Genomic DNA, 13573 nt, shown 5'->3' on the forward strand with positions numbered 1-13573 from the left:
GTGGAGCTGGAGGATCTGGTGCGGCTGCGGCGGGCCCGGGACCGGATGGACCGGGAGTACGCCGAGCCGCTCGACGTCTCCGCGCTCGCGCGGACCGCGCTGATGTCGCCCGGCCACTTCCAGCGCAGCTTCCGCGCGGCCTACGGGCAGACGCCGTACGCCTACCTCATGACGAGGCGCGTCGAACGCGCCAAGGCGCTGCTGCGGCGGGGCGACCTCACGGTGACGGAGGTGTGCCTGGCGGTCGGCTGCACCTCGCTCGGGTCGTTCAGCTCGCGTTTCACCGAGCTGGTCGGTCAGACGCCGAGCGCCTACCGGGCCCGGTCGCACGAGGAGAGCGCGGTGATCCCGCCGTGCGTGGCACGGACGTACACCCGACCGGTCCGGGGCCGCACCCGGGTCGATCCCGGCGAAACCTTCTAGCGTGGGCGTATGGACACAGGAACGGACGTGAGACTCGCCCAGTGCTTCATCGCCGTCGACGATCACGACAAGGCGCTGGCCTTCTACCGTGACGTGCTGGGCCTCGAGGTCCGCAACGACGTGGGATTCGAGGGGATGCGGTGGGTGACGGTCGCCTCGCCCGAGCAGCCGGACGTGGAGATCGTGCTGGAGCCGCCCGCCGCGAACCCGGACGCCTCCCCCGGCGACCGGCAGGCGATGGCGGAGCTGCTGGCCAAGGGCATGCTGCGCGGTGTCAACTTCACCACCACCGACTGCGACGCCCTCTTCGAGCGCGTCCGGGCCGCCGGCGCGGACGTGCTCCAGGAGCCGGTGGACCAGCCGTACGGGGTGCGTGACTGCGCGTTCCGCGACCCGGCGGGGAACATGCTGCGCTTCATGGAACGCCCCGCGCGGTGAGCGTCCGGTGGACGTACGCCTTCATCGACCGCCCCGCCGCGCTCGTCGGCCGGGCCGGTGACTTCTGGACGGCCGTCACGGGGACCCGGCTGTCCGGACCGAGCGGTGACGACGGCGAGTTCGCGACCCTGACGGCGGACGGCGCCGACGCCTGCGTGGGGATGCAGCGGATCGTCTCGGGCGGGGGTGGTACGCACCTCGACTTCTCCGTGGACGACGTCCCGGGTTTCGCCGCGGCGGCGGTGCGGCTGGGTGGCAGGACGGTCGCCGAGCGCGAGGGGCTGTCCGTGCTGCGGTCGCCCGCCGGGCAGCCGTTCTGCGCGGTGCGCTGGCACGGGGAGTCGGTCCGGCCGCCCGTCGTGCACGGCAGCCGGCTGGACCAGGTGTGCCTCGACCTGCCGCCGTCCCTCCACGACGCCGAGGTCGCCTTCTGGAGCGGGCTACTGCCCGGCTGGGACTCCGTCCCCGGCTCGCTGCCGGAGTTCCACGTGGTCAGGCCACCGGCCGGGCTCCCCGTGCGCATCCTGCTCCAGCGACTGCGGGAGGAACGGCCCGTCTCGGCGCATCCCGACCTGGCCTGCGCCGACATCCGGGCGTCCCGGGCATGGCACGAGAGCCTCGGGGCGTCGTCGGTGGCCGCGTTCGACCACTGGACGGTGATGCGGGACCCGACGGGCGGCCTCTACTGTCTGACCGGCCGCGACCCGGAGACGGGCGGGGTGACGCGCCGGGACGCGAACCGGCGGTGACGAGGCAGCGGCGCCGCACGCCGTCCTCGACGACCGGTGCTAGCGCGTCGTGGCGGCCTGGCCTCCGGTGTCCCCGCCCGCCGGGGCGGACTGCGGAGCGCCGGTCGTCTCGGACGACGGGGGCGCCGTGCCGGCGTCGGCCGCCCGGTCCGGGCACTCCTCGCACTCCGGGTTGCGGCACGGGCCGCGCACCCATACCGGGACCCACGCGCCCAGCGTCTTGTGGCGCCGGACCACCATGTCCACTGGCTGTCCACAGACGGGACAGGCCGGTTGTTCGCTGCCCATGCCCTCAGGGTAGGCCCGGCGGCCGGTCAGTGCTTCCTGCTGTACGTCCGTACCAGTACGCCGTTGCCCAATGCGCGCACCGACTCCAGCGTGAACTCCGTGATGGCGAAGCCGGAGGCGAACATCGGCATGCCGGAGCCCTGGACGATGGGATACGTCTTGATGACCAGCTCGTCGATCTCGTCGACCAGCTCACCGGCGAGTCCGGCCCCGCCGCACAGATAGACGTCGTACGCGCTGTCCTCCGCCTTCAGCGCGCGCACCCGGCCGACCAGGTCGTCCGCGATGATCTCGACGTTCGGGTCGGGCGACTCCCCCAGCGTGCGGGAGGCGACGTATTCGCGCAGGTGGGCATAGGGGCTGGTGATGCCCTCCTTCAGGGCCAGGTCGTAGCTGGCCCTGCCTTGGACGATCGTGTCGAACCGCTTGTTCGGCAGGTCGTCCATGCCGAGCGCGCGCCGGCCATGGGTGGGCACCGTCTCCGGGTACTCCGCCCTGAGGAACTCGAGGAGCTCCTCGTCGACCAGGGAGATCATGGCCGACGCGTCGCCCTCCGGGTCCCCGATGAAGCCGTCGATGGAGCAGGCGATGAAGTACGTGAGCTTTCGCAACGCGGTCTCTTCCCGTAGGCGGCACTCGGCGTGAACAACTCCAGTTGTAGTACTCCAATCGTAGTGGTCGCAAGCGGTTATCGGGATCGGGGCCGAAGTGGGGAACGAGGTTCCGTATGCCGCCGACGCGGGCCGGCCGCTATCCCGCCGGCAGCCCGCGGCCGGCGAGAGTGAGGACCAGGACCGCCACCATGACGGGGACGACGGCCGCGGTGACCGCCACTCCATGAGGGCGCCGGGCACCGGCGGGCAGGGGTGCGTGCGGCAACTGCGCCCACTGCCGGGCCGCCTCCCGCTGCTCACCGGCGCGCCGCACGGCGGCCCGGATCCGCAGGACGGCGGCGGCCGTGCCGCCCACGGCCGCCACGGCGCCCGGCATCCACCACGCCGTGGCCACCGTCAGTACCACGGCGACCGCACCGAGCGTGGCCCAGCCGGTGAGACAGGCGAGCGCCGCGGCACGGCGGGACAGTGGCCGGTCGGCCGCTCCGGCCCGCAGATCGGCGAGGGCCGGCAGGTACCAGACACAGCCGGCGCCGGTCACCGCCGCGCACCCCAGGGCGAGAACGGGCTGCGGCACGGCTCACCTCTCCGTCTCGAGCGCCGCGATCTCCGGGTGGTGGAGGTCGAACGCCGGGGACTCGCTGCGGATCTTCGGCAGGGTGAGGAAGTTGTGCCGCGGGGGCGGGCAGGAGGTCGCCCACTCCAGGGAGCGGCCGTCGCCCCACGGGTCGTCGACGCCGACGGGCTTGCCGTACTTGGCCGTCTTCCAGATGTTGTAGAAGAACGGCAGGAGCGACAGGCCGAGCAGGAACGACCCGATGGAGGACAGGGTGTTGAGGGCGGTGAAGCCGTCCGCCGCGAGGTAGTCGGCGTACCGGCGCGGCATGCCCTCGACCCCCAGCCAGTGCTGGACCAGGAAGGTCAGGTGGAAACCGACCGTCAGGGTCCAGAAGGTGATCTTGCCGAGCCGCTCGTCGAGCATCTTGCCGGTGAACTTCGGCCACCAGAAGTGGAAGCCGGCGAACATCGCGTACACCACCGTGCCGAACACGGTGTAGTGGAAGTGCGCGACGACGAAGTACGTGTCGGAGACGTGGAAGTCCAGCGGGGGCGAGGCCAGGATGACGCCGGTCAGGCCACCGAAGAGGAAGGTGGTGAGGAAGCCCAGCGTCCACAGCATCGGCGTCTCGAAACTCAGCGAGCCCTTCCACATGGTGCCGATCCAGTTGAAGAACTTCACGCCCGTCGGCACCGCGATCAGCATCGTCATGAAGGCGAAGAACGGCAGCAGCACACCGCCCGTGACGTACATGTGGTGGGCCCATACGGTCACCGAGAGGCCGGCGATCGCGATGGTCGCGCCGATCAGGCCCATGTAACCGAACATCGGCTTGCGGGAGAAGACCGGGATCACCTCGGAGACGATGCCGAAGAACGGCAGCGCCAGGATGTACACCTCGGGATGGCCGAAGAACCAGAACAGGTGCTGCCACAGCAGCGCCCCGCCGTGGGCCGAGTCGAAGATGTGACTGCCGAACTTGCGGTCGCACTCCAGCGCGAACAGCGCCGCCGCCAGCACCGGGAACACGATCAGCACCAGCAGCGCCGTGAGCAGCACGTTCCAGGTGAAGATCGGCATGCGGAACATCGTCATACCGGGTGCCCGCATGCAGATGATCGTGGTGATGAAGTTGACCGCGCCCAGGATCGACCCGAAGCCGGACAGCGCCACGCCCATGATCCACAGGTCGGCGCCGATGCCCGGCGAGTAGACCTCGTTCGACAGCGGCGCGTACAGGAACCAGCCGAAGTCGGCGGCGCCGCCCGGGGTGAGGAAGCCGGCGGCCGCGATCGAGGAGCCGAACAGGAACAGCCAGAAGGCCAGCATGTTCAGCCGCGGGAACGCCACGTCGGGGGCGCCGATCTGCAGCGGCATGATCCAGTTCGCGAAGCCGGTGAACAGCGGCATCGCGAACATCAGCAGCATGATCGAGCCGTGCATCGTGAACGCCTGGTTGAACTGCTCGTTCGACATGATCTGCAGACCGGGCCGGGCCAGCTCCGCGCGCATCATCAGCGCCATGACCCCGCCGACGACGAAGAACACGAACGCGCTGACCAGGTACAGCGTGCCGATCTTCTTGTGGTCGGTGGTCGTCAGCCAGTCCACCCACGCGGCCCGGCGCACCGCCGGCGCCTGCGCGACGGATCCCTCGCGAGCCGTGACCGCCGCGTGCGGCACCGGATCCGTCCGGTCGTCCGCCGCGGTTCTCACGTGCTCCATGCGTATCTCATCCACCGGATGTCGTCCTCCCAGCTGTTTCGCGCGCCCCATGATCGGCGGCGGGGAGAGAGGTCCGCATGGGTCGAAGGGTCCCTGCGAGGGGCCCCGGGCAGGGACCAATGGTCCCGGCGTTCAGCCCTTGGCGCCGATGGCCGTGACCGCTTCCCGGGCGGCGCCCGCGGGCCACAGGACCTCCACGGGGACGCCTCGCGCGCGGGCGTAGGTGACCAGGTGGGCGGTGGCGTCGCGGCCGTTGGAGGGCGAGCCGTCCCAGACGGCCAGCAGGAGACCGCTGGAGGCGACGAGGCGCTCGTCGGCGCCGATGCAGGAGTCGCGCGAGGCGGGGTCGTACGTCAGCAGGCGCACCTGGTCGGCGAGGGTCAGCAGTTCGCCGGTCGCCATCCGGTCCCGCGGGGGCGGCATGGCCGGCATCCCGGCGCGGGTGGGGATCACCACGGTCAGCGGGCATCCCGAGGCCCGTGCGGCCCGGCCGGAGGCCAGGGGCGTTCCCGCCCCGGTGCGCACCAGGGCCGTGGCCCGGACGGGACGGCGCGCCAGGCGGGCCCGCAGCGTCGACTCCACCAGCAGCAGTGTGTCCGGGCTCAGGTCGGCGTGCCCCACCACCGCGATGTCCCCGCCCGCCCCGCCGTCGTCGCCCGTCGCACTCATCGCGCTCCCGTCGCCTCGCCGTCCGGCGCCCGCCGGATCCCCCTCGAGACGGCCGGCGGGCGCCACCCGCGAGCCAGTGAAGTCCGCACGGGCGGCGGCGGCCAGGGCCGAACGTCCCTCGACGGGGGCGGCCGCCGGGACATCAGACCCGTGGGCCGGTCCACGAGGTGGCGGGCGTGGTGCGGGGTTCGCGCCACATGGGCCACATGTGCGGCCCCTCCGGGAGGGCCAGGGGATCACCGGCCGCCTCGAAGCCGAGGCGTTCGTACAGCAGGCGGCTGCGCTCGCTGCTCGCCTCCAGGTAGGCCGCCCGCCCCTGCCGGTCGCAGCGGTCGAGGACGGAACCGATCAGCGCGGTGCCGAGGCCCTCGCCCTGGCGGCCGGGGACGACACCGATCATCCACAGGTACTCGTGGGCGCGCCCCGAGGGGTGGATGCCGGCCGTGAGCCGGCCGATCAGCTCCACGCGCTCGTTGTCCGGATCGACGGCCCGGCGCATCCGCGCGAAGTCGTCGTCGTCCGTCCGCTCGCCGGCGGGCCGGTCGCCGTGGCCGGGGTCGTCCGCCGGCACGGACATCCACAGCGCGCAGGCCGAGCCGTCCTCGGTGAGGTCGACACGCCCCTCGGCGAGGACGATGTCGGTGAAGGCCGCCATGAGCCTGTGGTGGGTCGCACGGCGGTACTCCTCACCGGGGAAGACCCAGCCACTGACCGGGTCGTCCTGGAACGCCCGGTCCAGGAGCCGGACGATCACCTCCCGGTCGTCGTCCCCAGCCGTCCGGATCGCCACGCCCATGTCCGCCCCTTCGTCCCAACCGTCCTTGTCCGTACGGAGGTTGAGCCTAACGGGAGGACGGCCGGGGAGAGGGCGGGCCCCGCACACCGTGGGGAAGTGCGGGACCCGCCGGACCGGAGCCACGGTGCCGTGCGGGGTCAGCAGCCGCACGGCACCGAGTGGGTCCGGGGTCATGGGACGGCGGGCCGTCAGGTGCTGCGCCGGGTCACGAACTCGGCCAGGGTCAGCAGCCCGCCCGCCGCCTCCGGGTCGGGCACCGCGCGGGCCACCTCCTGCATCGCACGGGCCATCCGGTCGGCGGCCTGGGCCTGCGCCCAGTCACGGCCCCCTGCCCGTTCCACGGTCCGGGCGATGTGTTCCAGGTCCTCCTTCCGGTGCGGGGCGGCGTACAGGGCGGCGAGTTCCGCGGCGGCCGGGGTGCCGGAGGTGAGTGCGGCGACCACGGGCAGTGACTTCTTCCGGGCGGCCAGGTCCGCGCCGGCGGGCTTGCCGGTGCGGAGCGGGTCGCCCCATATGCCGATCACGTCGTCGATCAGCTGGAACGCCAGCCCGGCCGCCCGGCCGAACGCGTCCATGGCCGCCACGTCCGCGTCGTCGGCGTCCGCGTACAGCGCCCCGATCGCGCAGGCGCAGCCGAGCAGCGCACCGGTCTTGGACTCGGCCATGGCGAGCGTCTCGGCGAGGGTGACGTCGCCGGGGGAGCATCGCTCCATGGCCGTGTCCGCGTGCTGCCCGGCGCACAGTTCGACCACGCAGTCCGCGAGCCGGGCCGCCGCCGCCCGGCCCGCCGGGTGGGGGTCCTCGGCGAGCAGCCGCAGGGCGAGTGCCTGGAGAGCGTCCCCCGCGAGGATCGCGTCGGTGTCCCCGAACACCGTCCACACCGTGGGACGGTGCCGGCGGGTGGGGTCCCGGTCCATCACGTCGTCGTGCAACAGCGTGAAGTTGTGGACCAGTTCCACGGCCGCCGCGGCCCGCACGGCCGCCGCCCTGGCCGCGGGACCGCCCGTGGCCGAGGCAGCGGCGAGCACCAGCGCGGGGCGGATCGCCTTGCCCGTGCCTCCTCCGGCCGGGCTGCCGTCCGCGTGTTCCCAGCCGAAGTGGTAGAGGGCGATCCGGCGCAGCGGGGCGGGCAGGGAGCCGAGGGCCGCCCGCAGCACCGGGTCGACCGCGGCCCGCGCCCGCTCCAGCAGCATCGCCGCCTCGTGCCCGTCACCGTGGCGCGGTTCCGGTACCGCGGGGGTCCCGGTCGCGTGCTCCGTCGTGGGCCCCGTCTGCGGTGCCGTGATGGACTCCGTCATCAGCTTCCCCCTGGGTCCGACTCGGTGGAGGAACGGAGGAAGGGCGCTCGCGCACCCGTCGGGCACGTACCTCCGAGGTGTACCCGCCCGGAGGGGCGGGGACACGGCAAGCGGTGCAAAAGCCGGCGGACCGTCATCGCCAGCGGCCGATCTCGACGTTCTCCAGGACGCCGAGCGCGTCCGGTACCAGGACGGCGGCCGAGTAGTAGGCGGTGACCAGGTACTTGATGACGGCCTGTTCGTTGATGCCCATGAACCGCACGGACAGACTCGGCTCGATCTCGTCGGGGATGCCGCCTGCCCGCAGACCGATGACGCCCTGCTCCTCCTCCCCGGTGCGCAGGGCGATGACGGACGTCGTACGGGCCTCGGTCACCGGGATCTTGTTGCACGGGTAGATGGGCACCCCCCGCCAGGTGGGAATGCGGTTGCCGCCCACGTCGATGGTCTCCGGGACGAGTCCCCGCTTGTTGAGCTCGCGGCCGAACGCGGCGATCGCGCGGGGATGGGCGAGCAGCAGGCGGGTCCCGCGCCGCCTGCTGAGCAGTTCGTCCATGTCGTCGGGGCCCGGTACGCCGTCGTGCGGCTGGATCCGCTGGTCGTACTCGCAGTTGTGCAGCAGACCGAAGTCACGGTTGTTGACCAGTTCGTGCTCCTGGCGCTCCTTCAACGCCTCGACGGTCAGCCGGATCTGCTGTTCCGTCTGGTTCATGGGCTGGTTGTAGAGGTCGGCCACCCGGGTGTGGATGCGCAGCACGGTCTGGGCGACGCTGAGCTCGTACTCGCGCGGCCTGGCCTCGTAGTCGACGAAGGTGTGGGGGATGTCCGGCTCACCGCTGTGCCCGGCCGCGAGGTCGATCTCCTTCTCGCCGTACCTGTTGGTGCGCTGCCCGGGGACGGAGAGCCTCCGGCGGAGGTGCTCGCGCAGGGTGTCCGACCGCTCGGCGACCTGCTCGACGGCCTCGCGGGGCAGCACCAGCACGGTGCAGGCGGTGAGGGTGCGGGCCGTGTACTCCCAGATGGCGTCCTCGCCCAGCAGGGCCTGCTCGCCGAAGTAGGCACCGTCGGCGAGGACTCCGAGGGACTCGTCCTCGCCGTAGGGGCCGGTGCCGACCCGCTCCACCCTGCCGTGTGCCAGCAGGTACACCTCCTCGGCCGGGCTGCCGAAGGAGGCGATCACCTGGCCGGCCCCGATCTCCCGCTGCCGGCAGCGGGAGGCGAGCTCGGCCAGCACCTCCTCGTCCTCGTACGACCTGAGCACCGGCAGCTCGCCGAGCTCGGCCGGGATGATCTCGACGCGGTCGCCGGTCTTCACGAACGTCATCCGGCCATCACCCACGGCGTAGGTCAGCCGCCGGTTGACCCGGTACGTACCGCCCTGCACATCGACCCAGGGCAGCATGCGCAGCAGCCAGCGTGAACTGATCTCCTGCATCTGCGGCACGGACTTGGTCGTGGTGGCCAGGTTCCGCGCGGCGGCCGTGCCGAGGCTCTGCTGCTGCCTGGCCTGCTCCGTGCGGACCTCTTCGCCTACCGACATAGAGAATTGCCCTCCCCAATGGTGATCCACGCCCGGCCTCGCCGGGCATCGCCCTGCACGATCAAGCGTTCCTCACGCAACGTGTCCGCGCCATTACCCGATCGAGCGGGGTTGGATCTTGAGAGGGCTGGGCACACATGGGGCTCCGCTCGACGGACGCGCACCGGAGGGAAGTTGTCCGGATCGGCTCGCTCAGGGCCCGAACGAGTAGTTGAACTCGCTCCTTTTCGGTATAGGCCCTGTACCAGGCGGCCGCGAACGGCGACCGTCGTCCGGCACGAAGGAGGGCGGCCATGGCCCCACCCATGTCCGCAAGCGCGTTCCTGCGCGCTCTCAAGGCGGAGGGTCTCAAGGTCGTCGAGGTCGGCGACTGGCGCGACCACAACCGGAACCACAAGGGCCCCTGGGGCCCGGTGCACGGCGTGATGATCCATCACACGGTGACCAAGGGCAGTGCCAGAACGGTGGAGCTCTGCCGCAAGGGTTACGCGGATCTGCCGGGTCCGCTGTGCCACGGGGTGATCACCAAGGACGGCCGGGTCCATCTCGTCGGCTACGGCCGGGCCAACCACGCGGGGCTCGGCGACGACGACGTGCTGCGCGCCGTGATCGCCGAGAAGCGGCTGCCGGCGGACAACGAGGCGAACACGGACGGCAACCGCCACTTCTACGGCTTCGAGTGCGAGAACCTGGGCGACGGCGAGGACCCCTGGCCGTCGGCGCAGCTCGAGGCGATCGAGCGGGCCGCCGCCGCGGTGTGCCGGCACCACGGCTGGAACGAGCGGTCGGTCATCGGGCACCGCGAGTGGCAGCCGGGGAAGGTGGATCCGCGCGGATTCTCGATGACCTCGATGAGGAAGCGGATCGGCGACCGGCTGAAGTAGGGCCGTCCCGGTGGCGCCGGGCGCCGTGACGGCAGGTGCGGGCGTGCGGGAGACCGGGCGACAATGGCCCCGTGACCAGCTCCTACGATCCCGGCTCCGGCGCCCTGGCGGGTCTGCGTCCCCGGCTGCCGTCGCCGCTGCGGGAGGTCGTGGACGAGCGGTTCGAGCGCCGCGGGGTACGCCTCCTGCTGAAGCGGGACGATCTGATCCACCCGGAGCTGATCGGCAACAAGTGGCGCAAGCTCGCTCCCAACCTGGCCCTGGCGGCCGGGCGGACCGTGCTCACCTTCGGCGGCGCGTACTCCAATCACCTGCGGGCCACGGCCGCCGCCGGCCGGCTGCTCGGCCTGCCCACGGTCGGCGTGGTGCGCGGCCAGGAGCTGGCCGCCCGCCCGCTCAATCCCTCCCTCGCCCGGTGCGCGGCCGACGGGATGCGGCTGCACTTCGTCGACCGGTCGGTGTACCGCCGCAAGACCGAGCCGGAGACCCTGGCGGCCCTCCTGCGCGCGGCGGACGCCGAGGACGCGTACGTCGTGCCCGAGGGCGGCAGCAACTCCGCCGCCGTGCGCGGCTGCCGGGCTCTGGGGGAGGAGCTGACCGGCCACGCGGACGTGGTCGCGGTGGCCTGCGGCACCGGCGGCACCCTCGCGGGACTGGCCGCCGGAGCCGGCGGCGGCGTGCGCGCGCTGGGCGTACCCGTGCTCAGGGGCGGCTTCCTGACCGAGGAGACGAGGGCCCTGCAGACCGCGGCGTTCGGCGGTCCGCGCGGCGACTGGAGCCTCGACGACCGTTTCCACTTCGGCGGCTACGCGCGCACCACACCGGAACTCGACGCGTTCTCCCAGGACTTCGAAAGGCGTCACGGCGTCCCTGTGGAACGCGTCTATGTCGCCAAATTGCTCTATGCCCTTGTCGCCCTGGCGGAGGGGGGCGCGTTCCCCCGCGGGAGCGCGGTCGCCGCGGTGATCACGGGACGTCCCTTCCCCGCGTGACGGGCTCCGGCTAGGTCGTCTCCCGGTACGCCGCCGCCTCCTCCAGGTCCAGCCGGCGCAGCAGCGTCCGCAGCATCTCGTCGTCGATGTGGCGGGCGTCGCGCAGTCCGACGAACACCTCGCGCTCCTCGCTGATCACCTGCCGGGACAGCCGCCGGTAGGTGTCGTCGACCGATTCCCCGGTGACGGGGTTGACCTGTCCGAGCCGCTCCCAGACGGCGTTGCGGCGGCGCTCCAGGACCGTGCGCAGCCGGTCGGCGAGCGGGGCCGGAAGAGCGTTGCGCTCGTCGGACAGGAGCTCGTCGAGGCGCTGCTCGGCGGCTCTGGAGGCCTGCGCCTGGGCGTTGGCCTCCGCCAGGGTCTCGGCCCGCGTGTCGCGTCCGGGGAGTTTCAGCACGCGGATCAGCGGGGGCAGTGTCAGCCCCTGCACGACCAGGGTGCCGATGACGGTGGTGAAGGTCAGGAAGAGCAGCAGGTTGCGGTGCGGGAAGTCCTCGCCGTCCCCGGTGACCGGGATCGAGAAGGCGATGGCCAGCGAGACCACGCCTCTCATGCCGGCCCACGCGATCACGAACGGGCCCTTCCAGCCGGGCCTCCCCTCGCGTTCCCGGACCCTCGCCGAGAGCACCGGCGGGAGCCAGGTCGCCGGGAACACCCAGAGGAACCGGACGACGACGACCGCCACGAAGACCGCGAGCGCGTACCGGGCCGAGGCGGCGCCCTCGTGTGCGCCGAGCCCTCTGAGGACCACGGGCAACTGCAGACCGATCAGCGCGAAGACCGCGGACTCCAGGATGAACGCGACCATCTTCCACACCGCCTCCTCCTGGAGCCGGGTGGCGAAGTCCACCTCCCACGCGCGGTGCCCCAGGTAGAGGGCGACGACCACGACGGCGATGACACCCGAGGCGTGCACCTGCTCGGCGGCCGCGTAGGCGACGAAGGGGATCAGCAGGGAGAGCGTGTTCTGGGGCAGCGCCTCCCTCACATGGGTGCGCAGCCAGTGCAGCGGCGCCATCAGCACCAGCCCGACCGCGGTTCCGCCGACCGCCGCGACCAGGAACTCCCCCACGCCCCCGGCCCAGGTCGCGCCCTCCCCGACGGCCGCCGCCAGGGCCACCCGGAACGCGGTGATGGCGGTGGCGTCGTTCAGCAGGGACTCGCCCTGGAGGATGGTGGTGATCCGGGACGGCAGGCCCACCCTGCGGGCCACCGCCGTCGCCGCGACCGCGTCCGGCGGGGCCACAACGGCGCCGAACACCAGCGCCGCGGTCAGGGGCAGGTCCGGCACCAGCAGGTACAGGACCCAGCCGACGGCGAAGGTCGCGAACAGCACGTAGCCCACGGACAGCAGCGCCACCGGCCGCAGCTGTGCCCGCAGGCCGAGGTAGGAGCTCTCGGTGGCCGCCGTGTACAGCAGCGGGGGCAGGACGAGCGGCAGCACGATGTGCGGGTCGAGGGTGTACTCGGGCACCCCGGGGAGGTAGCTGACCGCCAGGCCGGCCGCGACCAGCAGCAAGGGGGCCGGCACCGGAGTGCGCCGGGCGGCGGCCGCGATCGCGGTGCTGCCCGCCACCAGCAGCAGAAGGGGCATCACATCCATGTCCGGCCCACCCTCGTTTTTCCGCGCGGTCGCCCACGGGCGCGTCGTAATCTGGCAATCATGAAACAGTGCACGCACGCCGAAGCGCTGCCGCACCCGGAACCCGTCCCGCTCGGTGAGACGTGTCCGGAGTGTCTGCGTGACGGCACCGATCCGGTGCAGCTGCGCCTCTGCCTCACCTGCGGCCACGTCGGATGCTGCGACTCCTCGCCGAACCGGCACGCCACGGAGCACTACAGGGAGACGGGCCACCCCGTGATGCGGACCGCCGAACCCGGCGAGGACTGGCGCTGGTGCTTCGTCGATCACGTGCTGGTGTGACCCGGCGCGGCCCGGGTGCCGGACGGTTCGACCGTCTGACGTCTGGGTACGTCAATGCGGCGCGTGCTCTTCCCATTTGGGAGCCGCAGACCCCTAGCCACGGAGCGTATCCGTAGTTTTACTATGAGTGACAGCAACAGGCCGGGGTCCCGAGGACAGGACCGCTGGGAGCGCGATAGCGTCACCGCTGAACCACCTGGCGCGTTACCCGGGGGCGAACCGGCCCTGAAACGCTTGTACCACCTTGGAGGTGAGGGTGTCCCAGATCGCAGGCGAGCCCGCGACCCAGGACTTCGTGGAAGTCCGGCTGCCGGCCGCGGGGGCCTACCTGTCGGTGCTGCGTACGGCCACGGCCGGCCTCGCGGCCCGTTTGGACTTCACCCTCGACGAGATCGAGGACCTGCGCATCGCGGTCGACGAGGCCTGCGCGATCCTGCTGCAGCAGGCCGTGCCGGGGTCGGTGCTCAGCTGTGTCTTCCGGCTCGTCGACGACTCGCTCGAGGTGACCGTGTCGGCGCCGACCACGGACGGTCACGCCCCCTCGCGGGACACCTTCGCCTGGACCGTCCTGTCCGCGCTCGCGGGCAAGGTCTCCTCGGCCGTCGACGAGGACAAGACCGTTTCGATCAGCCTCTACAAACAGCGCGGCGCGGGACCCGGGCCGGCGTGAGGAG

The 13573-nt window shown here is 72.0% G+C and carries 16 protein-coding genes; 7 read left to right on the forward strand and 9 right to left on the reverse strand.

Annotation, left to right across the window (positions count from 1 at the left end):
* The 3 genes from BU52_RS23630 to BU52_RS23640 are packed head-to-tail and all read left to right on the forward strand — an operon-like array spanning position 1 to position 1610.
* A complete protein-coding gene (locus BU52_RS23630; protein WP_037937759.1) occupies positions 1–423 on the forward strand; it encodes a helix-turn-helix domain-containing protein in 423 nt (140 codons plus the stop codon).
* 9 nt (positions 424–432) lie between these two features.
* Positions 433–861 carry a VOC family protein gene (locus BU52_RS23635; protein ID WP_037937760.1) on the forward strand — a complete coding sequence of 143 codons (429 nt, stop codon included), beginning with the start codon at positions 433–435 and terminating at the stop codon, positions 859–861.
* Positions 858–1610: a VOC family protein gene (locus tag BU52_RS23640; RefSeq protein WP_037937762.1), complete on the forward strand. Its 753-nt coding sequence runs from the start codon at positions 858–860 to the stop codon at positions 1608–1610. Before BU52_RS23635 ends, BU52_RS23640 begins: the two co-directional genes overlap by 4 nt.
* A 39-nt stretch (positions 1611–1649) precedes the next feature.
* On the opposite strand, the gene BU52_RS23645 is transcribed toward BU52_RS23640, so the two are convergent.
* From BU52_RS23645 to BU52_RS23680, 8 genes are all read right to left on the reverse strand, one after another.
* On the reverse strand, positions 1650–1898 hold the full coding sequence (locus BU52_RS23645) for a hypothetical protein (protein ID WP_037937763.1): 249 nt from the start codon (positions 1896–1898) through the stop codon (positions 1650–1652).
* A gap of 26 nt (positions 1899–1924) precedes the next feature.
* The gene (locus tag BU52_RS23650) at positions 1925–2509 is read right to left on the reverse strand and encodes a dihydrofolate reductase family protein (protein ID WP_037937764.1); all 585 of its coding nucleotides are present in this window, start codon (positions 2507–2509) and stop codon (positions 1925–1927) included.
* Between the two features lie 139 nt (positions 2510–2648).
* Positions 2649–3089 (reverse strand): hypothetical protein, encoded by a 441-nt coding sequence (locus BU52_RS23655; RefSeq protein ID WP_037937766.1) that lies wholly within the window; start codon positions 3087–3089, stop codon positions 2649–2651.
* Between the two features lie 3 nt (positions 3090–3092).
* Complete coding sequence (gene ctaD / locus BU52_RS23660) at positions 3093–4796, reverse strand: aa3-type cytochrome oxidase subunit I (RefSeq protein WP_435856999.1); 1704 nt, start codon at positions 4794–4796, stop codon at positions 3093–3095.
* A gap of 132 nt (positions 4797–4928) precedes the next feature.
* Positions 4929–5465 (reverse strand): hypothetical protein, encoded by a 537-nt coding sequence (locus BU52_RS23665; protein WP_051858553.1) that lies wholly within the window; start codon positions 5463–5465, stop codon positions 4929–4931.
* 142 nt (positions 5466–5607) lie between these two features.
* Positions 5608–6261 carry a GNAT family N-acetyltransferase gene (locus BU52_RS23670; protein ID WP_037937772.1) on the reverse strand — a complete coding sequence of 218 codons (654 nt, stop codon included), beginning with the start codon at positions 6259–6261 and terminating at the stop codon, positions 5608–5610.
* Between the two features lie 188 nt (positions 6262–6449).
* Positions 6450–7559, reverse strand: a complete 1110-nt coding sequence (locus BU52_RS23675) for a family 2 encapsulin nanocompartment cargo protein polyprenyl transferase (RefSeq protein WP_037937773.1) — start codon at positions 7557–7559, stop codon at positions 6450–6452.
* A gap of 133 nt (positions 7560–7692) precedes the next feature.
* Positions 7693–9099 carry a family 2B encapsulin nanocompartment shell protein gene (locus tag BU52_RS23680; protein WP_037937774.1) on the reverse strand — a complete coding sequence of 469 codons (1407 nt, stop codon included), beginning with the start codon at positions 9097–9099 and terminating at the stop codon, positions 7693–7695.
* Positions 9100–9392: 293 nt separating this feature from the next.
* On the opposite strand from BU52_RS23680, the gene BU52_RS23685 reads away from it, so the two are divergent.
* Entirely contained in the window at positions 9393–9983 is a 591-nt protein-coding gene (locus BU52_RS23685) for an N-acetylmuramoyl-L-alanine amidase (RefSeq protein ID WP_037937775.1), read from the forward strand.
* Positions 9984–10054: 71 nt separating this feature from the next.
* Positions 10055–10975: a 1-aminocyclopropane-1-carboxylate deaminase/D-cysteine desulfhydrase gene (locus tag BU52_RS23690; protein WP_037937776.1), complete on the forward strand. Its 921-nt coding sequence runs from the start codon at positions 10055–10057 to the stop codon at positions 10973–10975.
* Positions 10976–10985: 10 nt separating this feature from the next.
* On the opposite strand, the gene BU52_RS23695 is transcribed toward BU52_RS23690, so the two are convergent.
* On the reverse strand, positions 10986–12578 hold the full coding sequence (locus BU52_RS23695; protein ID WP_037937777.1) for a Na+/H+ antiporter: 1593 nt from the start codon (positions 12576–12578) through the stop codon (positions 10986–10988).
* 60 nt (positions 12579–12638) lie between these two features.
* On the opposite strand from BU52_RS23695, the gene BU52_RS23700 reads away from it, so the two are divergent.
* Positions 12639–12899 carry a UBP-type zinc finger domain-containing protein gene (locus BU52_RS23700; RefSeq protein ID WP_037937779.1) on the forward strand — a complete coding sequence of 87 codons (261 nt, stop codon included), beginning with the start codon at positions 12639–12641 and terminating at the stop codon, positions 12897–12899.
* A 256-nt stretch (positions 12900–13155) separates the two neighbouring features.
* Positions 13156–13569 carry an ATP-binding protein gene (locus BU52_RS23705; protein WP_004925829.1) on the forward strand — a complete coding sequence of 138 codons (414 nt, stop codon included), beginning with the start codon at positions 13156–13158 and terminating at the stop codon, positions 13567–13569.
* The last annotated feature ends 4 nt before the right edge of the window (positions 13570–13573 follow it).

It is taken from the genome of Streptomyces toyocaensis, from assembly GCF_000725125.1.
Taxonomy (GTDB): Bacteria; Actinomycetota; Actinomycetes; order Streptomycetales; family Streptomycetaceae; genus Streptomyces; species Streptomyces toyocaensis.